The 21951-nt window shown below is 59.0% G+C and carries 18 protein-coding genes; all 18 read left to right on the forward strand.

What is annotated here, in order from left to right; genetic code table 11:
• Positions 1-459: 459 nt before the first annotated feature.
• The 18 genes from AC3EMP_RS10310 to AC3EMP_RS10395 all read left to right on the forward strand — a co-directional run bounded on the left by AC3EMP_RS10310 (position 460) and on the right by AC3EMP_RS10395 (position 21918).
• Positions 460-3867: a hypothetical protein gene (locus tag AC3EMP_RS10310; RefSeq protein ID WP_488494609.1), complete on the forward strand. Its 3408-nt coding sequence runs from the start codon at positions 460-462 to the stop codon at positions 3865-3867.
• Positions 3845-4312, forward strand: a complete 468-nt coding sequence (locus AC3EMP_RS10315) for a response regulator (protein WP_023727911.1) — start codon at positions 3845-3847, stop codon at positions 4310-4312. The genes AC3EMP_RS10310 and AC3EMP_RS10315 overlap by 23 nt, the downstream gene beginning before the upstream one ends.
• On the forward strand, positions 4309-5529 hold the full coding sequence (locus AC3EMP_RS10320) for a phosphorylase family protein (RefSeq protein ID WP_023727912.1): 1221 nt from the start codon (positions 4309-4311) through the stop codon (positions 5527-5529). The genes AC3EMP_RS10315 and AC3EMP_RS10320 overlap by 4 nt, the downstream gene beginning before the upstream one ends.
• Positions 5530-5897: 368 nt before the next feature.
• Positions 5898-6752, forward strand: a complete 855-nt coding sequence (locus AC3EMP_RS10325; RefSeq protein ID WP_023727913.1) for a hypothetical protein — start codon at positions 5898-5900, stop codon at positions 6750-6752.
• A 255-nt stretch (positions 6753-7007) separates the two neighbouring features.
• Positions 7008-9038 carry a conjugal transfer protein TraG gene (locus AC3EMP_RS10330; protein WP_023727914.1) on the forward strand — a complete coding sequence of 677 codons (2031 nt, stop codon included), beginning with the start codon at positions 7008-7010 and terminating at the stop codon, positions 9036-9038.
• Between the two features lie 119 nt (positions 9039-9157).
• Positions 9158-9571, forward strand: a complete 414-nt coding sequence (locus AC3EMP_RS10335) for a hypothetical protein (protein WP_023727915.1) — start codon at positions 9158-9160, stop codon at positions 9569-9571.
• On the forward strand, positions 9568-10536 hold the full coding sequence (trbB, locus tag AC3EMP_RS10340; protein ID WP_023727916.1) for a P-type conjugative transfer ATPase TrbB: 969 nt from the start codon (positions 9568-9570) through the stop codon (positions 10534-10536). Before AC3EMP_RS10335 ends, trbB begins: the two co-directional genes overlap by 4 nt.
• Positions 10537-10547: 11 nt before the next feature.
• Entirely contained in the window at positions 10548-10859 is a 312-nt protein-coding gene (locus tag AC3EMP_RS10345) for a TrbC/VirB2 family type IV secretion system protein (RefSeq protein WP_023727917.1), read from the forward strand.
• Positions 10856-11128: a VirB3 family type IV secretion system protein gene (locus AC3EMP_RS10350; RefSeq protein ID WP_023727918.1), complete on the forward strand. Its 273-nt coding sequence runs from the start codon at positions 10856-10858 to the stop codon at positions 11126-11128. The genes AC3EMP_RS10345 and AC3EMP_RS10350 overlap by 4 nt, the downstream gene beginning before the upstream one ends.
• A complete protein-coding gene (gene trbE / locus AC3EMP_RS10355) occupies positions 11122-13572 on the forward strand; it encodes a conjugal transfer protein TrbE (RefSeq protein WP_023727919.1) in 2451 nt (816 codons plus the stop codon). The genes AC3EMP_RS10350 and trbE overlap by 7 nt, the downstream gene beginning before the upstream one ends.
• Positions 13569-14294 (forward strand): P-type conjugative transfer protein TrbJ, encoded by a 726-nt coding sequence (gene trbJ, locus AC3EMP_RS10360; protein WP_023727920.1) that lies wholly within the window; start codon positions 13569-13571, stop codon positions 14292-14294. Before trbE ends, trbJ begins: the two co-directional genes overlap by 4 nt.
• A 36-nt stretch (positions 14295-14330) precedes the next feature.
• Positions 14331-15653 (forward strand): P-type conjugative transfer protein TrbL, encoded by a 1323-nt coding sequence (gene trbL / locus AC3EMP_RS10365; RefSeq protein ID WP_023727921.1) that lies wholly within the window; start codon positions 14331-14333, stop codon positions 15651-15653.
• Positions 15654-16385 carry a conjugal transfer protein TrbF gene (gene trbF, locus AC3EMP_RS10370; protein WP_023727922.1) on the forward strand — a complete coding sequence of 244 codons (732 nt, stop codon included), beginning with the start codon at positions 15654-15656 and terminating at the stop codon, positions 16383-16385. It begins immediately after the preceding gene.
• Positions 16375-17403, forward strand: coding sequence for a P-type conjugative transfer protein TrbG (gene trbG / locus AC3EMP_RS10375; RefSeq protein WP_023727923.1), 1029 nt, complete (start codon positions 16375-16377; stop codon positions 17401-17403). The genes trbF and trbG overlap by 11 nt, the downstream gene beginning before the upstream one ends.
• An 11-nt stretch (positions 17404-17414) precedes the next feature.
• Positions 17415-18632, forward strand: coding sequence for a TraB/TrbI/VirB10 family type IV secretion system protein (locus AC3EMP_RS10380; protein WP_352713116.1), 1218 nt, complete (start codon positions 17415-17417; stop codon positions 18630-18632).
• 12 nt (positions 18633-18644) lie between these two features.
• On the forward strand, positions 18645-18905 hold the full coding sequence (locus AC3EMP_RS10385) for a DUF2274 domain-containing protein (protein ID WP_023727925.1): 261 nt from the start codon (positions 18645-18647) through the stop codon (positions 18903-18905).
• 446 nt (positions 18906-19351) lie between these two features.
• Entirely contained in the window at positions 19352-20968 is a 1617-nt protein-coding gene (locus tag AC3EMP_RS10390) for a DUF2130 domain-containing protein (protein ID WP_084629728.1), read from the forward strand.
• Positions 20965-21918 carry a ParB/RepB/Spo0J family partition protein gene (locus tag AC3EMP_RS10395; RefSeq protein WP_023727927.1) on the forward strand — a complete coding sequence of 318 codons (954 nt, stop codon included), beginning with the start codon at positions 20965-20967 and terminating at the stop codon, positions 21916-21918. The genes AC3EMP_RS10390 and AC3EMP_RS10395 overlap by 4 nt, the downstream gene beginning before the upstream one ends.
• The last annotated feature ends 33 nt before the right edge of the window (positions 21919-21951 follow it).

A 21951-nucleotide genomic window follows, 5' to 3' on the forward strand; every position in this document is an offset into this window, starting at 1 on the left:
ACCCGCCAATTTGACGCGGAACCCCTTTGCGCAGGTTACCAAGGGTAAAATGGCCAGTCATTGTACCGGCTTCACGCTGCAGCCGTCGTCGTGAGGTTCGCGCGCTCACGATGCTACTCACTGTCGATCGGTCAGGTTGCCGCTATCACCGTCTGCTGCTACCCCTTGTGCAACGCGGGATTGCTGCGCTCGCCATCGCGGGCGACCGCTAAGGTCGCCAACTGGCCTTTGCCACCGCGCCTCGTTCGCTGCAATCAGCCTTAGAGCAAGCCAATCGCGCCATTTCTCAGCCACCTTCAGTAACCTGGGTCAAGTAGCGTCACCACGATGCAAATCCTCCGCTCGTTTTGCGTCATTTCTGTTAACAGCTCTATTGTTGTGCCGCTTTGACTCCCGGATTGCAGCTATAATCTCACCCCTAGCGGTGATTCGTGTCGCCGTTTCATTGGTAGAGTTCAAATGCCTAGACGACGCCGAAAATCCAAAGATCCTCTTACCAAAATTAAAAATAGTATCAGGGGAGCAGACAATAAGGTCGTCGCTTTTCTGGAGAAAGGCCGGAATGCAGACCTTTCGGTCTTAGACCCACTCGCTAGGTGGAGCTTCAGTTGGTTGCCAACGCTAGGGGTCCTAGGACGGCTGACTCCAAAACGTCTGGCCGACTTGAGCGCAAATGCACCTCTTCGATCAATCGGCCTTTCCCGCGACATAGAGTGGGCTACCGCTGCCATTCTAAGAGAGGCTGAGGCAATTGAGCGGTATCTCCAGCGCAAAGGAGATTTCGACCGACTTTTGAACAGAAGTTCTTTGGCGGAGGCGATTGAGCAACTTGATCGTCTGGATGAGCAGGTTGGACAATCATTCCAGTCGTTGTCGACGCGCATTGCGCTAACCCAACTCTCTGAGGGTTTGGAGGCTCAAAAAGACCTTGTTTCCGGGCTCCGAAAGAATAGTGCGTCGCCGATGGCACTATTTTATACGTTCTGGTGGAGCGTTCTGGCCGAAGACGGAACATCCGCCGAACATTTCGCTAAGGAAATCCGTCGAAGGATGAACTCATGGGAGGTCGACGCAGAAGCCAGGGCTCACATAAGCTACTTCTTACTGAAAGAATATCCATCGGAGGGCGGTGAGAGCAACCTTTTGACAGCCGCGACTTCAAGTGGCGTGATCGATACATACGAAATGTTGATTGGCATCGCAACAGTCGCAGCTGCGGAGAAGCGTTCGACGGCAAACTTGTTCAAGAGGGCAATGAGTAGGATCGCAACTCGAATAAGCGACGAAAGGGTCACCAAGATTCTTCTGCTCTGCGGAAGCCTTGATAGTGCTGCCAAGCTATCACGGAAGTCGACCACTTACCTGGATGCGCGGCTGTCCGGAATTGGCAATGCGCAACAGGGTAGCGCAGAAAGCCTAGAAGAACTAAACGCTGCGGTGCTGCAAGGTATCGCGAGAACTCCATCCAACGAGCTAGTTTCAAAGCTCGAGGGAGCTTTAAGGGCAATAGACCAGCCAGGCGACGAAGGTGCTCGTGCATCGATCGCTCTGTGGAAGCTAGGGCTGATGTTAGGCCATACGTCGGTCGGTCGGTGGGCGACGTCAGTCGCGCAGGCGTACGCGCCAAGAGCAAACCCCTTCGATCCCAGCTTTGACGGCGCAAGGTTTGTCGCTGCAAGTGATGGCTTGCTCGAAGCCTTTTCTGCGTTGACCGCAGAGTGTGCGGCCGCTTTTGCACTTCAGATCGAAAAGATCTATGGCCCATCGCCCGTGGCTGCTGCAGCCAGAATCTTGGTTGGTCAGCCGATCGCAGAGGCGGCATTGGCCAACTTGTCCAAGGCAACCCAAATGAGCCTGGCGCTACAGCGGGCCGTTTTACAGAAGGATGCAGACGCAGTTCTCGATGCTGCGAGCCAAATGCTTCAACTGAGTCGAACCCGAGAAGCCCTTTTCTTCAGGGAAGGAGCGCTGCTGGAGCTTGGCCGAGTTCGAGATGCGCTATCGAATGCCGTTGAGTTGCTGGTCAGCGACCCACTTTATATCACCTGGCTTCCGGTTAGAGATCTAATCAGGTTGGTTTACCGCAATGACCAGAACGAGTTTGCGGGTGATATTGAGACGCCTATACTATTTGACTTTGCGTCAAAGCACGTCGATCAGGAATTGTCGTCGTACGTGTCCTATACCGCTGAAGACTTCATATTGACGAAAGATGCTGATAGACCGTCTAGGGTCGAGTGGCAGTTGTCAACCGGCGACGATGCCTTGCTTGTACACTTCTTGGCGGAGGTCTGCACGCCGGCCACGCTAAGGTTGTTCACAGCATTTGAGTCAGAGCGAGAACTCGAGGAAGAGCGAATTGCAATTTGTCAATTGCTCTCTCGTTTGGATAGCAATCGAAGGGGCAAGTATGAAGATGAGGCTAGAAGCATTGTCACGTCGAGATTGGTAAAGGAAGCAATAAAACAGCTACAGGCAAGTAAAATATCGATTGATGAAGACGCAATTCGTGTGTGGGGCACGCGCAACCTTCGCGAAGACTTCGCCCGGTATCAATCCCTCTACGCGAGTGGATTGGTAGTTGTCGATCAGGCGTATCGCGAGGCATTGCTCCAGGCGCTTGAAAGTGGTGAGATAAGCCAATCTCTGTACGATGTTCCGCAGAATGAGGCAGGCGCGTTATTCACCCAGATTGTAGTGCAGTTCGTCCGAGAATGTGCATTTGACCCCGAGCACGGCCTAGATTGCTATCTAAGTCTGAGAATTAGGCACGGGACCTTCTCAGGCGTGATGCGTAGCGCACCGGAGATGGAGCGCGTTGTTACCCGCCGAGCGACGGAGACGGGAGACTATCGGGAGAATTCGTTTTGGCGGACAGCCACGGCTGATCAATTAGACGACGATGCATGGCAATTGACACAAGATCGTCTTTCGAAGTTCTCCGGTGATTTCGACGGATTGGTTCGTGAAATTACCAACGACTACATTCAGGTTAAGCGTGAGGAGAAGCCAAAGGGGCTATTTAACGTCGATATAAATCCAATTTCTATTTATGGATTGGCAACGGAGATCGACGACGAAACGTCATTCGATGAAATGTTGACTCGAACGCTCGTTATTTTCTGGGGTCTGGTTGAGCGCAGTCTTAATGAGGTGAGGGAATTCTTAGACGGAGACGCTCGACTACGCTTCCGCTCGCTGTTCAACAACTTAGAGATCGATTTGCGCTGGGAGCCTGCCTTGGCACCTCTTGCAGACGCTGTTATTCGCGCTCGAAATGACGTCGAACTGTCCCTGGATCGCGTTCGGGACTGGTTCGAGCTCCCAACTGCGACAGCAACTCTGACTTTTACTCTGAACCAGCTGATCGAGGTTGCCCTCGAGGCGATCAAGAGTTTTCACAGGGACTTCTTGCCGACCCTAGTTATGCCTGCTGACGACATCCCCCAATTGATCGGCGCTTTGAATTTATTTTCGGATATGTTCTTTGTGGTACTTGAGAATATCTACACGCATTGCGGATCATCAAGCCCAGATGTGCGGATAACTGCCGTGATGGGGGATAGATCGCTTTCAATTCGCGTCGAAAATTCCATGGTTGCGGAAAGGTGCGGGGCGGAGAATGTTGAGCGTGTTGCACGCTCGAGAGAGCGCATCGCAACCGGTGGGTACTTGAGCGACGTTAATAGAGAAGGCGGTACCGGGTTACCCAAACTTGCGAAGCTGGTCGGGTACAAATCTGGCCAGGGCGAGCTCGATTTCGCCCTGGACTGTGACGCGCGAATCTTTTGGTTGGAATTCAGTCTCCCGGCTCGAATCTTCGGCATGTCAGATGAGGTGGATGATGAGCAAGTTGCTTCTGATTGAGGATGACGAGAATAAGCGGACCCAAGTTCTAGCACTGCTCAGTGCTGCGTTCCCGGATCTGGAGGTCAAGACTGCTGCGTCGTTGATGGCGGGAGTTAGGCAGACTAGGGCTGATCGACCTGATCTCGTCCTCCTAGATATGACGCTTCCAAACTACGATCTCCGTGATGGCGAAACCGGGGGCGGTATGCATGCGTTTGGTGGTGTCGAATATCTAAAGCAGATTAGGCGCCTTAAAATACCAACCAAGGTCATAGTCATTACTCAGTTCGAGACGTTTGGCCAGCCTCCAGACGTAAAGGACCTACCGGAACTAGATGCGGAAATGCGTGACAGCTTTTCGCCGTTCTATAGAGGAGCGGTATACTATCATGCATCGATCGATGAGTGGAGCAGGGAACTAACACGTTTGATCAGTGAAGAAATTCAAGGTGGGGTAGAGTGAAGATACTTCTGGTTGAGGACTCTGCAGAAAAGGCGGATCGAGTTAGAAGTGGGCTTCATGACGAAGTCCCCGAGGGCGGTTACGAGTTGATCGTCGCTGACGATGCTAACGCTGCGAAAAGGGCGTTGAGAGCCGACTATTTCGACCTAGTGATTTTGGATATTGCTTTGCCGCTTAGGCCTGGCGACGAGGTTCGCCCAGAAGGGGGCATAGAACTTCTCGAAGAGATTCTCGCTAGGACGATTTACAAGAGACCAGGACATGTCATCGGACTTACAGCAAAGTCTGACGTATACGAGTTGGCAGTGGATCGTTTTTCAACTGAAACTTGGTCTTTGATTTACTACGACGTTACATCGGACAGTTGGCTGGAGAGAATTGCGCGGAAGGTCCGTCACGTCTTAGCTGCTGAGAGTTCTAGGGTTTCTACTAAGCCGAACCAGGTCGATGTTGCGATAATAGTTGCTGTAGGGGACGAGCTTGAACAGGTCAAAAGGAATGGGTGGGAATGGTCGAGCCAGGATGTTCCGGGTGACGCCGCGCTCTACTACAGGGCGGAATTTCCGCGATTGGACGGCAGCAAGGGTTCTGCGGTTTTGGCGAAAGCTCCTTTGATGGGCATGTCAGCTGCCTCTGTGCTCGCCACAAAACTCGGTTACCAATTTCGTCCCCGCACACTCGTCATGACGGGGATTTGCGCGGGCGACTCTACTGAAGTGCAGTTGGGAGACCTCATCGCGGCTAGCCCAGTATGGGACTACGGAAGCGGAAAACATGTTGGGGACGAGTCCAATGACACCTTTGAACCGGCACCCTATCAGATTCAGATATCGTCTCGACTTAGAGGCCTCTTGGAACGTCTTGATGAACGTCATGACTTGTTGGAGAAGGTATGGAATGATTTTCCAGGAAGCAAACCATCGTCAAGACCGCGCTTGCATGTCGGCCCTTTCGCTTCCGGTGCGGCTGTAGTCGCGAACAAAGCGTTGTTCACCAAGATTCAAACACAGCAGCATCGTAAGCTAATCGGGCTGGATATGGAGGCTTATGGTGTAATGGCGGCGAGTCGCGAGCTTCCCATGCCTCAGCCAGACTGTCTGGTGCTCAAAGGGGTTTCAGATTTCGCCGACGTGGATAAAGGGGACAAGGTTCGGCACTACGCAGCTTATGCTAGCGCTCGAGCGATGACTGCCCTGTGCGAACTCTTCGACCTTTGAGGGCGGAAGGATAGCCTGGTGACGAGAGGCGTTCTCGATCATCAGGTCAAAGGTGTGCTGACATCGTCAGATAGCGGCCTGCGCGGAGCGTCGGTGGGGTGGATAGGAGCGTTCAGTGTAAAATTAGTCTCTTACATTGACGGGCACCGCGGTTGCCGGAGCCGAGTAGAGGTTCGACATAGCCATCGACCAGGACAAAGAAGCTCTCCGATTTTGTAAGGGTGGCGACCCGGTTGTTCTGCGTGTCGCTAGACGCTGCGGCTTCACCGCATGCCATTCGTCGCCACTATTCAAAATAGCCGAAAGGAACAGAGAGAAACAGAACAATTTATGACTTATATCTCCCTCAAGCATCGATGGGAGGCGGGATGGGATTACGTGCGGGGATTCGGCAGTTTGCCATGCGGCGCGTCCTTCGTATGGCGTTGGTGAAACGAAGCGGACTGACAATACCGACCTCTGGTGACGAGGCTCGGAAGAACGACATCTATCTGGTCTATTTGCTCGACAGCGCGGGTGTGGCAAGGTTCCTCGTCTACGACCTCGTGGATGATCAGGTGCAGGGGAAGTGGTCGCTCGACGGCCAGAATTTCACTGAAGAACGATCCCTCGACATTAGCGAACTGGCCGACTTCCAGCCATGGATCCAGCACTACTATCGAGGCTGGACCTTCTACACGATCGGGCTCCCGAAATTCCTCCGCTACCGATGGAGCTGCTGGCCTTGGATCCAGGTGACATACGACAGATACCTGCAGTTGCGTTTCAATAAGCGGGAGCTGCCTCGTCAGGATCGGATGAAGGTGCTGCGCTACATCCTATCAGAGACCGTCAAGGATCGGGCCTTCCAGACGCATCCGACCAGCTTGCTGACCCACTTCTATACGGTCCGATGGGTTCATCGGCCTGATAAAGAAGAGCTGATGACCTACTATACGCTCCTCCTAGACTCGATGAAGGACGTGCAAGATCTCGAAGAAACGCAGCATCATGGTTACAAGCTCAAGCCGCAGGCGCTGAACACGATCACCAGTTTCGACCTCGAAGAACAGCGTCACACCGACAACAAAAATACGCAGAACCGTATCTTCTGGCTGACGGTAGTTCTGATCGTCGTGGGGATCGTGCAATCCGGGGCGGCGGCTTACGATGCGTGGTGGAAGTCGCCGGAGACAGTCACAGGGACCATCGGCGACCAAGCAATCGATATGATCCCGAATTGAGCGGGGCGAACATAGCCTGACGCGGCGGAACCAGAATGGCAGCTTGCCGCCGGGCGCTCCGAAAACCGGACGTTCTGCTGTCGGCCCCATACAAGTCATTCGCTGGTCACCTTCGCGATGACATTTCTTGGCGAACCCAACCGTCCAAGCCTGCAACGTTCGCTGGATCGCACGGGCGCGTATATTGGGTATCTTCGATACTCTGAAACGTCACGCCATGCTGCTTCCGTTTAACAAACCTCGGAGGCTGCGCCCATGACACCGACGAAGCTCCTGGTCGGTCAGATCGTAGTTGTATTCGCCATCGTCATCCTCGGCGTATGGACAGCGACTCAATGGTGCGCCCACATGCTGGATAATCAGCTGCAGCTTGGCGCGCCATGGTTTGTCGCGGCGGCCTGGCCGATCTACAAGCCGTGGAAACTGTTCGAATGGTGGTTTCAATTCGACGCCTACGCCCCTGAGGTCTTCGACAAGGCCGGCATGCTTGCCGGAGCCAGCGGGTTCCTGGGCTGTGCGGCCGCAATAGCTGGCTCCCTCTGGCGCGCGCGGCAGAGGGGGTTGGTCACCACCTATGGCTCCTCACGATGGGCCGCGGCTCGGGAAATCGAGAAAGCAGGCCTGTTTCAGCCGACCGGCGTTTTCCTTGGCAAACTGAGGGATCACTATCTGCGCCATGACGGGCCGGAACACGTCATGGCCTTTGCGCCGACACGTTCGGGCAAGGGCGTCGGATTGGTCGTTCCAACTCTTCTTTCCTGGACCGGCTCGGCCGTCATTCACGACATCAAAGGCGAGAACTGGCAGCTGACCTCCGGCTGGCGGTCGAAGTTCTCGTACTCCCTTTTGTTCAACCCGACCGATCCAAGGTCGGCGCGGTACAACCCGCTGCTGGAAGTGCGCAGGGGCTCAGATGAGGTCCGCGACGTTCAGAACATCGCCGACATTCTCGTCGATCCGGAAGGCGCGCTGGAGCGGCGGAATCATTGGGAGAAGACTAGTCATTCACTCTTGGTCGGGGCCATCTTGCACGTGCTCTACGCCGAAGAAGAAAAGACGCTCGCCCGCGTCGCCACTTTCCTGTCGGATCCGCAACGCTCGTTTGCCACGACACTGCTGCGGATGATGACCACCAACCACCTCGGCACGGCGGACAAACCTCGGGTCCATCCCGTCGTGGCCTCGGCGGCTCGCGAGGTGCTTAACAAATCAGAGAACGAGCGCTCAGGCGTTCTCTCGACCGCCATGTCGTTTCTCGGTCTCTATCGTGACCCGACCGTGGCCGCGGCAACATCGGCCTGCGACTGGCGCATTGCCGACCTGATGGATGCGGAACGACCGATGTCGCTCTATCTAGTGGTGCCGCCATCGGATATCTCGCGCACCAAGCCACTGGTGCGACTGGTGCTCAATCAGATCGGCAGGCGACTGACGGAGCGGCTGGAAGGTGACCCGAAGAAGAGCCGCAAGTACCAACTGCTCATGATGCTGGACGAATTTCCGGCTCTTGGCCGCCTCGACTTCTTCGAGACCGCGCTCGCCTTCATGGCGGGTTACGGCATCCGCGCCTATCTGGTCGCGCAATCCTTGAACCAGATCTCCAAAGCCTATGGCGAGAACAACGCCATTCTCGACAATTGCCATGTGCGCATTGCCTTTTCCTCCAACGACGAGCGCACGGCCAAACGCATCTCGGATGCGCTCGGTACGGCGACGGAACTCAGGTCCATGCGCAACTACGCCGGCCACCGGCTGGCGCCCTGGCTCTCGCACGTCATGGTCAGTCGCCAGGAGACCGCTCGCCCGCTGCTGACGCCTGGCGAGGTGATGCAGTTGCCGCAAGCTGACGAATTAATCCTTGTTTCGGGGTTGCCGCCGATCCGCGCCCAGAAGTTGCGTTATTATCAGGATCCGAATTTCACCGAACGGGTGCTGCCGGCGCCGGTGTTGCGCGACGGTCTGTACGCGGACTGTCCTGCGTCGCGCCCCGACGATTGGAGCGGACAAGTCCGCAATGTTGACCGCCGTCTCGCTGCCGATGACGAAAACGCCGGCGCGGCAATCGAAGAAGAGGGCGGCATGCAACAGCAGCGTCATCCCGGCCTGCCTGAAGAACACGTCGTCGTCTCTCAGGAGCCTGATCAAGACGACCTCTTCAATCCGGCGGATGATGACGCCGAGGCACTCGCAGACAAGCGCGTCATGGACCGGGTTTCTACCGCGGCGAGCGCCTACGGTATCAACGAGGGAAGGGGCGACGACAAGGACATCATCCCCGGCTTCTAAGTGCTTCCGCAGCTCAGGCGTATCTCGGCGTAGATAACGCCCATAAGCGATTTTGCCGATCTCGACGATGTTCGTTCCCGCCGCCGGCGCATCAGCGCCGGCCAGTCGGAACGAGACATATGAAGCCCCACCGCATTCGCCACCAGTTTCTGCTCGAACCCGCGTTAAGCGAGAAGCTGGAAACCCTCAGCCGCAACCCGTCGACCACAAAATCGGCGATCGTCGCGAAAGCGGTCGAGGCCTTCATCGAGCGGCGTGGCGAGAACGAGCTCGACAATCGTTATGGCAGGCGGCTCGACCGTCTTTTCCGCGACCTCGACCATATCCGAGCCGATATCGAGGTGATCCTAGAGAGCCTAGCGCTCTTCATACGCTTTTCGATCACGCTTCATGCCCACACGCCAGTCCCGGATCGGGCGACACAGGCGATTGCCCAAGAGCGCTTTGACAAATTCGTCGAGCAGGTCGGTCGCCAGATCGCCTCCGGGAAGCGCTCGCTTGGCAACGGCAATGGCAACGGAGGCGAAGGATGAGCTCTCATCCAGAGGCCGACCATCGCCGCCGCGCCATGCTGCGCACAGCCATGGGCCCCGCGATCACCGAGGCCCTTGCCGATCCGACCGTCATCGAGGTGATGGTTAATCCCGACGGCGCGCTGCGGCTCGACAAGTTGGGAGACGGCCGGGTCGATACAGGTGTGCATATGCACCCTTCCGAGGCGGAACGCATCATCCGCCTCGTTGCCTCCCACGTGCGCGCCGAGGCACATGCTGACAATCCGATTGTCAGCGCCGAACTGCCATCGGGCGAGCGGTTTGAGGGGCTGCTACCGCCTGTCGTTCTGGCGCCGTGTTTCGCAATCCGCAAGCCGGCGGCAAAACTCTACACCCTGGCCAACTATGTCGCCGACGGCATCATGCTGCCACTTCAGGCCGAGGCGCTGAAGAAGGCAGTCCGCGAGCGGAGCAACATCCTGGTCGTCGGCGGCACGTCGTCGGGCAAAACCACACTTGCCAATGCGCTGCTGGCGGAAGTCGCCGAAGGTGATGAGCGGGTGATCCTGATCGAGGACACGCGCGAACTGCAATGCGCAGCCAAAGACTGCGTTGCGTTGAGGACGAGGCGAGGCTCGGTCACGCTCGCCGATCTTGTGCGCTCGACCCTGCGGCTAAGGCCCGACCGCATCATCGTCGGCGAAGTCAGAGGCGCGGAAGCCCTCGACATGCTGAAAGCGTGGAACACCGGTCACCCCGGCGGCATCGCCACGGTACACGCCAATTCGGCGCGCTCGGGCCTCTATCGCATCGAGCAGCTCGCCCAGGAAGCTGTTGTCACCGTCCCCCGCCGACTCATCGCCGAGGCGATAGATCTGATTGTCTTCATCGCTGGCCGGGGATCCTCGCGCCGAATCGACGCGATTGCCGAGGTCACGGGCCTCGACGGCAATGGCGATTACGCCGTTATCCAGCTCACCCTTCCGCAACTCCAGCAGCTTTGAAAGGTCACCTCATGCGCAAAAAACTTCGATTTCTTTCGTCGGCAGCCTTGGCGTTTCTTCTCACCACCCCTGTTCGCGCTGCCGGCTCCGGAATGCCGTGGGAACAGCCGCTACAGCAGATCCTGGAATCGGTGCAAGGGCCGGTCGCTAAGATCGTTGCGGTGATCATCATCATCACCACTGGCCTCACCCTTGCCTTCGGCGACACGGCGGGCGGTTTCCGCCGGCTGATCCAGATCGTCTTCGGCCTGTCGATCGCCTTCGCGGCTTCGAGTTTCTTCCTCTCCTTTTTCTCCTTTGGTGGCGGGGCACTCGTCGGATGACCACTGGAGAGCAGCATATCGAAGGGTTCGAGGTTCCCGTTCACCGGGCGTTGACCGAGCCCATTCTGCTGGGCGGTGCGCCACGGGCGGTAGCGATTCTCAACGGCACGGTGGCAGCGGCCATCGGGCTTGGCCTGCAGCAGTGGATCGCCGGTCTCGGGCTCTGGATCGCTGGACACACGCTCGCGGTTTTTGCCGCGAGGCGCGATCCGGACTTTGCCAGCGTGCTTGTCCGCCATCTTCGCCAGAAGGGCTGGCTGGCATGCTGAAGCTCTCGGAATATCGCGGCAAAGCCGACCGGCTTGCCGACCATCTGCCTTGGGCAGCACTCGTTGCGCCTGGCATCGTGCTCAACAAGGACGGCAGCTTCCAGCGGACGTTGCGGTTTCGTGGCCCCGACCTTGAAAGCGCGACGGAAGCTGAGCTCATCGGCGTTTGCGCGCGAGCGAACAATGCGCTGAGGAGGCTTGGCTCTGGCTGGGCATTGTTCTTCGAGGCCGAGCGCGTTGAGGCGTTGGACTATCCGACTTCGCGTTTTCCCGATGCCGCGTCATGGTTGGTTGAAGAAGAACGCGGCGCTGCCTTCGAGGGCAAGGTCGCGCATTTCGAGAGTTCTCACCATCTGACCCTGCTGTTCATGCCGCCACCAGATGGTCAGGCGCGGGCCGAAAGCGCCCTCGTCGAGTCGCATCATTCAGGAGCCGCGAGAAACTGGCGCGAGGAACTGGCGTGGTTTGGCGATGAGACTGACCGGGTTCTGGATCTTCTGTCGGGCTTCATGCCTGAAATACGTGCGCTGGATGACGCCGAGACGCTGACTTATCTGCACGGCACGATCTCGACCCGCCGTCATCCGGTCGCCGTGCCTGAAACGCCAATGTATCTCGACGGCGTCCTGGTTGACGCGCCGCTGACCGGCGGCCTAGAGCCGATGCTGGGCGACCAGCATCTGCGCACGCTCACCGTTCTCGGCTTTCCGAACGTCACCCGGCCAGGAATCCTGGATGCGCTCAATCACCAGGATTTCGCCTATCGGTGGGTAACGCGCTTCATTCCACTCGACAAGACGGAAGCCACGAAGACGCTGACGCGCTTGCGCCGGCAGTGGTTTGCTAAGCGCAAATCGATCGCGGCTATTCTGCGCGAGGTGGTGACCAACGAACCGGTGCCTCTCGTCGACAGCGATGCCGATAACAAGGCGCTTGATGCCGACGCAGCACTGCAGGCGTTGGGCGGCGATCATGTCGGCTTCGGCTATCTCACCACAACGGTGACGGTGTGGGACCAGAACCGTGAAGCGGCCGCGGAAAAATTTCGGGCGGTCGAGCGCATCGCCAACGGGCTCGGCTTCACCACCATCCGCGAAAGCATCAATGCGGTCGAGGCATGGCTCGGCTCATTGCCGGGTCATGTCTACGCCAACGTTCGCCAGCCGCTCGTCCACACGCTGAACCTTGCCCATCTCATGCCGCTGTCGTCGGTGTGGGCTGGTCCTGCGGATAATGAGCATCTAACAAAGGTCACCGGATCAGCTTCGCCGCCGCTTCTTTTCGCTGAGACCAGCGGATCGACGCCGTTTCGGCTTTCCACCCATGTCGGCGATGTCGGCCACATGCTGATTGTCGGGCCGACCGGTGCCGGCAAGTCGGTTCTGCTTGCCCTGATCGCCTTGCAGTTCCGGCGCTACGCTGGCGCCCAAATCTATGTCTTCGACAAAGGCAATTCGGCCCGCGCCGCCACGCTTGCCATGGGCGGCGACCACCATGCGCTGGGTGCGGATGGTGCGCTTGCCTTTCAGCCGCTGCGCAACATCGACGACCAGGCAACCCGTGGCTGGGCAGCCGAATGGATCGCCGGCCTCATTGCCCACGAGAATGTCACCGTCACCCCGGAGGTGAAGGAGACAATCTGGTCGGCGCTCACCAGCCTCGCCACCGCGCCGGCGCAGGAACGCACGCTCACTGGGCTGTCGGTCCTGCTTCAGTCCAATGCGCTCAAATCGGCGTTGATGCCCTACACGCTCGACGGTCCATTCGGCCGGCTGCTCGATGCCGATGACGACCGGCTGGCCATCTCGGATGTGCAGTGTTTCGAGACCGAGGAGCTGATGCACAGCCAAGGCGCTGTGCTGCCTGTGCTCACCTATCTGTTCCATCGTCTTGAGGACCGGTTTGACGGGCGGCCGACGCTGCTCATGCTCGACGAGGCCTGGGTCTATCTGGACAACCCGCTCTTTGCCGCCCGCATCCGCGAATGGCTGAAGGTACTGCGCAAGAAGAATGTGTCGGTGATCTTCGCTACGCAGTCGCTTGCCGACATCGCCGGCTCTTCTATTGCACCCGCAATCATCGAGAGCTGCCCGCAGCGCATATTTCTCCCCAATGATCGTGCGGTGGAGCCGCAGGCACGAGCAGCCTATGAGCGCTTCGGTCTTAATGAGCGACAGATCGAATTGGTCGCCCGCGCGACGCCGAAGCGCCACTACTATCTTCAGTCGCGCCGCGGCAACCGGCTTTTTGAGCTCGGACTCGGCCCGATCGCTCTTGCGCTTTGCGGCGCCTCCGACCCGGCCGCCCAGACCCTGATCGACAATGTCCTTTCCGAAGAAGGGGAGGGCAGCTTTGCCGCCCGTTTCTTCAATGCGCGCGGCCTTCAGTGGGCTGCCGAGCTTCTCCAGCAATTTCCTCAACCTAACAAGGAGCAATCGTCATGATCGGACGCCGCCTTTTTACTAGCCTGGTCACCGTTTCCCTGATCGCCAAACCAATGGCTGACTACGTCCAGCCGGCCTATGCGCTCATCGTGTTTGACCCGTCCAACTATACGCAAAATGTGCTGTCAGCAGCACGCGCATTGGAACAGATCAACAACCAAATCCAATCGCTTCAGAACCAAGCGACCATGCTGCAGAACATGGCGCGCAACCTTCAGCGCCTGGATTTTTCTTCCGTGGGCCAGCTTACCGGTTCGCTCCAGCGGATCGACGGTTTGATGACCCAGGCGAGCGGCTTGAGCTTCGATCTCGACAAGCTCCAGGACCAGTGGCGCCAGCAATATCCGGAAAGCTACGACGCCACGATCAAGGTCAGCGATGTGGCGAGCGCCGCGCGCGAGCGCTGGCAGAGCGCCATGCAGGCGTTCCGCCAGACCATGAGCGCGCAGTCGCAGATCGTCGAGAACGTGCAGGCCGACGGCGATCTGCTTACCGATCTCGTCAACCGCAGCCAGGGGGCGGCCGGCGCGCTAGAGGCAAGCCAGGCCACCAATCAGCTGATCGCGCTTTCGACCAAGCAGCAGATGCAGATCCAGACGCTGCTTGCGACGCAGTTCCGGGCCGAGGCCGAGGATGCTGCGCGTAAGGCGCAGTCCGAGGAAGCCGCCCGCGAGACGACGAAGCGTTTCCTGGGTACCGGCAGGGCCTATCCCGGCAACTGATCAGCAGTTTTTCAATACGACGAGGAAAGCGGCGGCATGAACGACTTGGGGGTCATCGATCGCTTTATGGAGACTTTTACCCGCTTTATCGATAGCGGGTTCGGTCTGCTTTCGGGCGACGTCGCCTTTCTCACCACCATCCTGATTGGCATTGACATCACGCTGGCCGGCCTGGTCTGGGCGTTCGGCGGCGAACCAAACATTCTTGGCCGGCTTGTCCGCAAGGTGCTCTATGTCGGCGCCTTCGCCTTCATCCTGAACAATTTTAAGAATCTCGCCGACATCATCTACCGCTCCTTTGCTGGTCTGGGCATCAATGCCTCCGCCGGCAACCTGTCCGCCGACAATCTCCTGCGGCCAGGCCGCATTGCCGCGGCCGGCTTCGAGGGCGCCTGGCCTCTGCTCGATCAAGCGAGCCAGCTAGTCGGCTTCCCCGAGATCTTTGGCAACGCGCTGACCATCTTCGTGCTGCTTCTCGCCTGGTTCCTGGTCCTCATCGCCTTCTTCATTCTTTCCATCCAGCTTTTCATCACCATCCTGGAGTTCAAGCTGACCACACTGGCCGGCTTCGTCCTGGTGCCCTTCGCGCTCTGGAACCGTTCGGCGTTTCTGGCCGAGCGCGTGCTTGGCAATGTGATCTCCTCGGGCATCAAGGTGATGGTGCTTGCCGTCATCTTTGGCATCGGCTCGACGCTGTTCGGCGAATTTGCATCCGCGCTGCAGGGCAAGGAGCCGGACCTCGCCGCAGCCATGTCGCAGGTGTTGAGTGCGCTTGCCCTGCTTGGTCTCGGCATTTTTGGGCCAGGAATTGCCTCAGGTCTCGTTTCCGGCGCGCCGCAGCTTGGCGCCGGCGCCGCGCTTGGAACCACTGCGGCCGCCGGCGGTTCAGCGCTCGTCGCCGGAGGCACCGCGTTCGCCGGGGTGCGCCTGGCAACCGGTGGCGGTCTTGCCGCCGTTCGGGCCGGCACGGCCATGGGGTCGGCCACCAGCACAGCATGGCAAATGGGCCGAGCAACCTCGCCCGAGTCCGGCCTCTCGGGATTATCTGCTGGCCTGCACGGCGTTGCGAGTGCCGCCGGCGGCGCCGCGATGGTTGGAGTGCGATCCACCGCAGAACCCTTCCGCCGTAGCGCTGACGCCGGTCGCGAGGCCGCCTGGACAGCGAGCGGCGGCACGCCGACCAGCTCGATGACCGGAAGCTCTCCCACTGCAGCTCCCGCTTCGGCGCCTGCCTGGGCAAAGCGCCTGCGTTCCGAACAGACAGCCCGTGCCCATCGCCACGCCGCTACACAGGCGGTGCGCGATGGAGATCGGGGCGGAAGTGGCGTCAATCCCTCCCTAAATGACAAGGAAGACTAGATGCTCTTCAAGCGACCCGTTCAGCGTTACGGAAAGACGTCCGAACCCGTAACACCCTACCAGAAGGCCAGCCAACTCTGGGATGAGCGCATCGGCGCGGCGCGCGTCCAGGCCAAGAACTGGCGCTTCATGGCCTTTGGCTGCCTGGCTCTGACGACGGGGCTTTCCGGTGGGCTTCTGTGGCAGTCGATGCAGGGCCGCGTCGTGCCTTATGTCGTCGAGGTCGACCGCTTTGGCGAGGCGCACGCGGTCGCGCCGGCAGTCCAAAACTACCAGCCTGACGATGCCCAGATCGCCTGGCATCTCAGCCGCTTCATCCAGAATGTCCGTTCGGTTTCCACCGATGCAGTTCTGGTGCGGCAGAATTGGCTGTCGGCCTACGACTTTGCCACCGACCGAGCGGCGTTCTTCCTCAACGAGTATGCCAAGGCGAACGACCCTTTCGGCCAAATCGGCACGCGCAGCGTGTCAGTGCAGGTGACCAGCGTGGTCCGGGCTTCCGACAGCTCGTTCCAGGTCAAATGGACCGAGCAGGTGTTCGAGCGCGGCAGCCTCGCCAGCACGACGCGCTGGACCGGGATCCTCACCATCGTCATCCGACCGCCGAGGACAACCGAGCAGCTGCGCAAAAACCCGCTCGGCGTCTTCGTCAACGCCATCGACTGGTCGCGCGAGCTCGACAGTGCTGCGCCGACGCCCGTTTCCCCAAAGGAGCCCGCCAATGACAAATAGAGTCTCATCGCTTCGAACGGTCCTGATCCTGTCGACCTCGGCTGCGGTTCTTTCGGCCTGCGCCTCGAAGCCAGTGCCACCGCCTCAGATTTCCTATGACTACGAAGACTTCAAACCAGCCGCGATCGAGAAGGCGCCGGAAAAGCCGGTCAAGGTCCTGGAGGTGCCAAAACCCTTGCCATTGCCCGGTCAGTTGATACCCGCACCCGGCAAGCCCGCTGAAGATAAGCGCTCGCCCGAAGGACGGGTCGCCGATGCCAACAAGGCGGCGACGCAGCAACCCACGAAGTTTGGCTATGTCAACGCGGTGCAGGTCTACCCCTTTGCCGATGGCGCGCTCTACCAGCTCTATGCCGCGCCGGAGCGCGTCACCGATATCTCATTGCAGCCAGGCGAGAAACTCACATCGGTATCCGCCGGCGATACGGTGCGCTGGGTGATTGGCGACACCACGAGCGGATCTGGAGACGACCAGCGTACCCATGTCCTGGTCAAACCCTTCGCGCCGGGACTTGCCACCAATCTGGTCATCACGACGGATAGGCGGAGCTATCACCTACAGCTTCAAAGCACGGACAAGACCGCAATGGCGGCGATCTCCTGGACCTATAGCGAGGACCAGATCATCGCGCTCCGCCGCCGCAACGCTGAGGCCGAGTCGGCGACGCCGCTGGCCTCAAATGTCACCCTCGAAAACATCCGCTTCCGTTATACCATCACTGGTGACACGCCGCCCTGGAGGCCGGCGCGCGCCTTCGACGATGGCCGCAAAGTCTATATCGAATTCCCAGGGCGTATCGATCAAGGCGAGGCGCCGCCGCTTTTCATCGTCGGTGCCGACGGAGACAACCAGCTCGTCAATTACCGCATGCGCGGCAACTACTACATCGTCGATCGCCTCTTTGCCGCCGCCGAACTGCGTTTAGGCACGAAGCAGCAGCAGGTGGTGCGCATTACGAGAACTGACGGCAGGCAACCGCCGCGGCGGGTGTCCCTCTTTTCCCGTTTTAGCAGGTGAGGGGAATGCTCATGACCGACACATCCCGCTCCAATGTTCCGCCCAAACTCGATCCCGAACAGCTGCAGCTGCGGGCCTCACCGCGCCGGGCCGTGCGCTTCAGGCGCGGCATAATCGTTGGGATTGCAGCTGTTGGTTCAGGCACCATCTTTGGCGTCACCATGATGGCGCTGCAGGGGCCGGCACTGCGCCTGAAGCAGCAGGCTGAAGAGCTTTACAGCACCGACCGCAACCCGACCGCCGAGGGACTCGAGGCGCTCCCCAAAGACTATTCCGGGATCAAACCGCAGGCCCCAGTGCTTGGGCCGCCCCTGCCTGGCGATCTCGGCCGCCCTATCCTGGAACACCAGCGCCAGCTTGGTATCGCGCCAGGGCAGGAGGTTTCCGCCGAAGAGCAGCGTCTTGCTCAGCAGGCGATCGAGGCGCGAGAGTCGCAAGTCCTCTTCCGCATCGAGATCCGCTCCCGGCAAATGGACGCCGCCGGTAATGGGCAAGGAGCACGCCCGCCGCTTGAAGCGCTGCCGGCCCGATCCGATGCTGAGCGTATGCGAGCTTCCGTGGCACCGGCCGAGGGCGACCAGAACAACCAACAGCGCAAGCTCGATTTTATCGATCAACGGAACACCGGCGGGATTTACAATCCGCATGCGCTGCAGACGCCGGCCTCGCCGTACCAGATCATGGCCGGCAGCGTGATTGCGGCAAGCCTGATCACCGGCATCAATTCCGACTTGCCCGGCCTCGTCGTCGCGCAGGTTACCGAGAATGTGCGCGACAGCGTCACCGGCAGTATCCTACTCATCCCGCAGGGCTCACGGCTGATCGGCACCTACGATAGCGTTGTAGCCTTTGGCCAAAGGCGCGCTCTGTTGATGTGGCAACGCATCGTGATGCCGGACGGCTCATCTATCGAAATCGACAATCTGCCAGCGACAGATACTGCCGGTTATGCGGGTCTGGAGGACGAGGTGGATTTCCACACCTGGCAGCTGATCAAGGGAGTTGCTCTGGCTACGCTGCTGGGCGTTGGCACTGAGCTGAGTTTTGGAGACAATGAGAGCGACCTCGTCAAGGCGATCCGGGAATCCACCCAGCAGAATGTCAGCCGAGCCGGCCAACGCATCACCGAGAAGAACCTCGATATTCAACCAACCATCACCGTCCGCCCGGGTTGGCCGCTGCGCGTCATCGTGCACAAGGACATTGTGCTCCGGCCATACACGGGTTGAACAGGAGCAGTCATGGCCAATCTAAAGCTCGGAAAACTTCCGGAACGGACGCCTTCGAAGATCACCATCACCATTAGCGCCGACCTGAGCCAGGCACTCAACGACTATGCAGCGCTTTACCGCCAGACCTATGGTGAGTCGGAGACGGTGGCTGAACTTATCCCATTCATGCTGTCCGAGTTCCTCGAAAGCGACCGAGCTTTTGCCAAGGCCAGAAAGGAAGGCCTGCCGGGCGTCCGAGCGTCGGCGAAGCCACCACAGCAATCAGCTTAAACCTACATCGAGTTCCAGCACGGAGCTATTCGAATCGCGCGACCGACCAACCGTCGCCTCCATCGGCGATTTCATGAAAAAAGAACGAGGCGGTCGGACCGCCTCGTTCTTTTTTCTCAGGCCCCTTTAAGGGCGCCCGCTTTTGTTTTTGGTGGCGTCGTTGAGCTTGTAGGTCTGCCCTGCCCTCGGCGTCGGAGGCAGCGGCTCGCCCCTCGTCACGGTCCTCTCCTGGCCGGTATTGCCACCCCTCGTTCCGATAATTCCATATTGTCCTGAACGAGGCGCGGTCTGCCCCGGCTTATACGATTTTGTCATTTCAATACCTCAAGTTTTGATCAAGGCCACAACATCTAGCGTTCTCGCCCTGTGCGAGACTCTATATCAGCTATTGACATTGGGATCAAGTAGGAGAAAATAGGACCTAGTTTTTCTTGAGGAGAGCGTTTATGCCCGCATCCCATGCCCCACTATTGAAAACCGGCCCCGGTCAGGCTGCGCCGCATCTGCATTTCGCCGATGAGGTCTGTCCGACTTGCGACCAGCCCATTCCGCACGATCATTACGAGGAGATCAAAGAGAAGATCGAGCTCCGCCAACGCGAGCAGTTGGCAGAGATCGCCGGCCGACTGCAAGAACTGCAAGAGCAGCACGCGCGTGAGAAAGCGCAGGCGCTCGAACAGGCGCGGCAGGAAGCCGAAGCAAGGATCGCCGCAGCCCGTGAAGATGAGCGCCGCGCACTTGAGGTTGTGGCGAACGAGCGTGTCTCGGTTGCCGAACGCGCAGGCAAAGAGGCACTGGGCGGGCTGCAGGCGAAACTCGATGATGCGCAGGCAGCCCAGGCAGGTGCGGAAGCCAAGATCGAGAAGTTCAAAGAGGAGATGGCCGACAAGGAGAAGACCATCCGCGCCGAGGCCATGGGCGCCGCGGAGGCGGCAATGCTGGATAAGTTCGCGGACAGCGAGCGCCAGCGCAAAGATAGCGAGGCCGCCCTTAATCTGAAGATCGAGTCGATCGAAGCCGGAAAGGCGGCCGCCGAAGCCGCCAGTGTGACGCTGGAAGGCAAGCTGGAGCAGCAACAGCTGGATCACGGGGCGGCGATCGAGAAGGTGAAGTCGGACGCGGTGACGCGCGAAACTGAATACCGGCAGCGGGCCGATGCGGCTGCCGCAGCTGCGGTTCAGGAAAAGGTCGCCGGGCTTGAGGAAGCGAAGGCACAGGCCGAAGCAAAGGCGACTTCGGCCGTTCAGCAAGTCCAGACGCTCCACCATGCCCACGAAGCGCAATTACAGGAACAACGCGAAGTGCTGGAGAAGGCGAGGGACGAGGCGGTGAATGCGGAGAAATCGTTGGCGTTCGAGGAAAGGCTGAAGCTTCAGACCAAATTCGAGGAGCTGAAGCGCGCCTATGACAAGAAAACCGCCGACGAGCTCGGCGAGGGAGCCGAAGTCGACCTCTACGAGGATTTGAAGAGAGAATTTGAGGGAGACAAGATCGAACGGGTCAATCGCGGTCAGCCAGGTGCCGACATCCTCCACACGGTGATGCACAACGGCAAGGAATGCGGCACTATCATCTACGACTCAAAAAATCACGCCAAATGGCGCTTTGACTTTGTGACGAAATTGGCTTCCGACCAGATGGCTGCGAAAGCCGACCATGCCATTTTGTCGACGCGTGTGTTCCCGGCCAAGGTCCGCCATTTGCAGCTGCAGGACGGCGTCATTCTCGCCAATCCGGCACGGGTTGTCGCGATTGTTCAGATTGTCCGCCAGCACCTCATTCAGACTCACAAGCTCAGGCTCAGCACCGAAGAGCGGACGCAAAAGACGGCGGCTCTTTACGACTTCATCACCTCCGAACGTTGCGCCGGCATGCTGGCGAGGATCGATACGCACACCGAGGACCTGCTTGACCTGCAAGTGAAGGAGAAAAAGGCGCACGACGCGACCTGGCGGCGGCAAGGTGAACTCATCCGCTCGGTGCAACGGGTACGCGGCGAGTTGACTGGCGAGATCGACGCCATCGTCGGCACCTCCGAGAATGCGTTGGAGGACTTGCAATGACCAGCGCTGCCGCCAAGCCGGATCGGGAAAATAATGTCGTCGTCAACCTGCAGGAGCGCAGGCTCGACCGCACCGTGCTGCGTACCTATCGCAGGAAGGCCGACATCGATGACATTGTCCCGAACGACAAGCAGCCGCGCATGGGGCCAAAGCTGGACGAGGAGTTGCAACGGCAGATCGAGGCCAATGGAGGCTTGTTCGAACCTTTGCTGGTCGAGCCTCATCCGACGCTGCCTGGGAAGTTCCGCATCATCGACGGCGACCGGCGATGGACCAACTCGCGCGCTCTGGTAGAGCAGGGGAAGGACGAATTTCGGCAGGTGCCTATTGAGGTGACCGACGGCACGCTAGGTGAGGAGGAGCGGCTGCGCGTATGGATTTACATTCACCGCCAGCGCAAGGAATGGGATGCCAAGGAAAAGGAAATGGTCGCCTATCGGCTGGTCGATCTGATGGGCAGAGCCAGTGCGGCCAACATTCTTGGCATCACGGTTCGGGAACTCGACAAGCTGGTGGACGTGTTCGAGCTCTCTGAAAAGTTCACGAGTCTTCGCGATCCGAGTGCCGCCATCACTTGGGCTCGGGAAATGATGGGCGTCAGCAAGAAGCTCCTGACACCAAGCGTCGTCGAAGCCGTCGTCAAGAAGGTCAACCAGAAGCGCATTACCAACTCCAAGGATCTTCGCAAGCTGCGCACGATCCTGCCCGACCCGGTGGCGAGGGCACACTTCTTGAGCGACGCAGGCGATCTCGAATCCGCGATGCTGCGTCTCGGAGCCTCCGACAAGAAAGCGAAGGGTGGCCTTTCCAGCGATCTCGAAATAGTCGTGGAAGCGATGAAAACACTTCCCTGGACCACATTGCAGGAACTCAAAGGCGACCCGGATATTCTCAAAAAAATTGATGACGCCGAGGCCCTGCTGCGATCACTGCGCAAAGCGCTTTCGTAACGCGGTGTCGATGCTCGTCCAAAACGGGCGGCC

The sequence above is a fragment of the Mesorhizobium sp. P160219 genome (assembly GCF_057786095.1).

Bases quoted from the DNA above. Each gene is read 5' to 3' on its own strand.
- trbG (WP_023727923.1), top strand. From the start codon at position 16,375: ATGACAAATAGAGTCTCATCGCTTCGAACGGTCCTGATCCTGTCGACC.
- trbB (WP_023727916.1), top strand. From the start codon at position 9,568: ATGAGCTCTCATCCAGAGGCCGACCATCGCCGCCGCGCCATGCTGCGC.
- trbF (WP_023727922.1), top strand. From the start codon at position 15,654: ATGCTCTTCAAGCGACCCGTTCAGCGTTACGGAAAGACGTCCGAACCC.
- AC3EMP_RS10315 (WP_023727911.1), top strand. From the start codon at position 3,845: ATGAGCAAGTTGCTTCTGATTGAGGATGACGAGAATAAGCGGACCCAA.
- AC3EMP_RS10395 (WP_023727927.1), top strand. From the start codon at position 20,965: ATGACCAGCGCTGCCGCCAAGCCGGATCGGGAAAATAATGTCGTCGTC.
- trbL (WP_023727921.1), top strand. From the start codon at position 14,331: ATGAACGACTTGGGGGTCATCGATCGCTTTATGGAGACTTTTACCCGC.
- AC3EMP_RS10345 (WP_023727917.1), top strand. From the start codon at position 10,548: ATGCGCAAAAAACTTCGATTTCTTTCGTCGGCAGCCTTGGCGTTTCTT.
- trbE (WP_023727919.1), top strand. From the start codon at position 11,122: ATGCTGAAGCTCTCGGAATATCGCGGCAAAGCCGACCGGCTTGCCGAC.
- AC3EMP_RS10385 (WP_023727925.1), top strand. From the start codon at position 18,645: ATGGCCAATCTAAAGCTCGGAAAACTTCCGGAACGGACGCCTTCGAAG.
- trbJ (WP_023727920.1), top strand. From the start codon at position 13,569: ATGATCGGACGCCGCCTTTTTACTAGCCTGGTCACCGTTTCCCTGATC.
- AC3EMP_RS10325 (WP_023727913.1), top strand. From the start codon at position 5,898: ATGGGATTACGTGCGGGGATTCGGCAGTTTGCCATGCGGCGCGTCCTT.
- AC3EMP_RS10390 (WP_084629728.1), top strand. From the start codon at position 19,352: ATGCCCGCATCCCATGCCCCACTATTGAAAACCGGCCCCGGTCAGGCT.
- AC3EMP_RS10380 (WP_352713116.1), top strand. From the start codon at position 17,415: ATGACCGACACATCCCGCTCCAATGTTCCGCCCAAACTCGATCCCGAA.
- AC3EMP_RS10330 (WP_023727914.1), top strand. From the start codon at position 7,008: ATGACACCGACGAAGCTCCTGGTCGGTCAGATCGTAGTTGTATTCGCC.
- AC3EMP_RS10335 (WP_023727915.1), top strand. From the start codon at position 9,158: ATGAAGCCCCACCGCATTCGCCACCAGTTTCTGCTCGAACCCGCGTTA.
- AC3EMP_RS10350 (WP_023727918.1), top strand. From the start codon at position 10,856: ATGACCACTGGAGAGCAGCATATCGAAGGGTTCGAGGTTCCCGTTCAC.
- AC3EMP_RS10310 (WP_488494609.1), top strand. From the start codon at position 460: ATGCCTAGACGACGCCGAAAATCCAAAGATCCTCTTACCAAAATTAAA.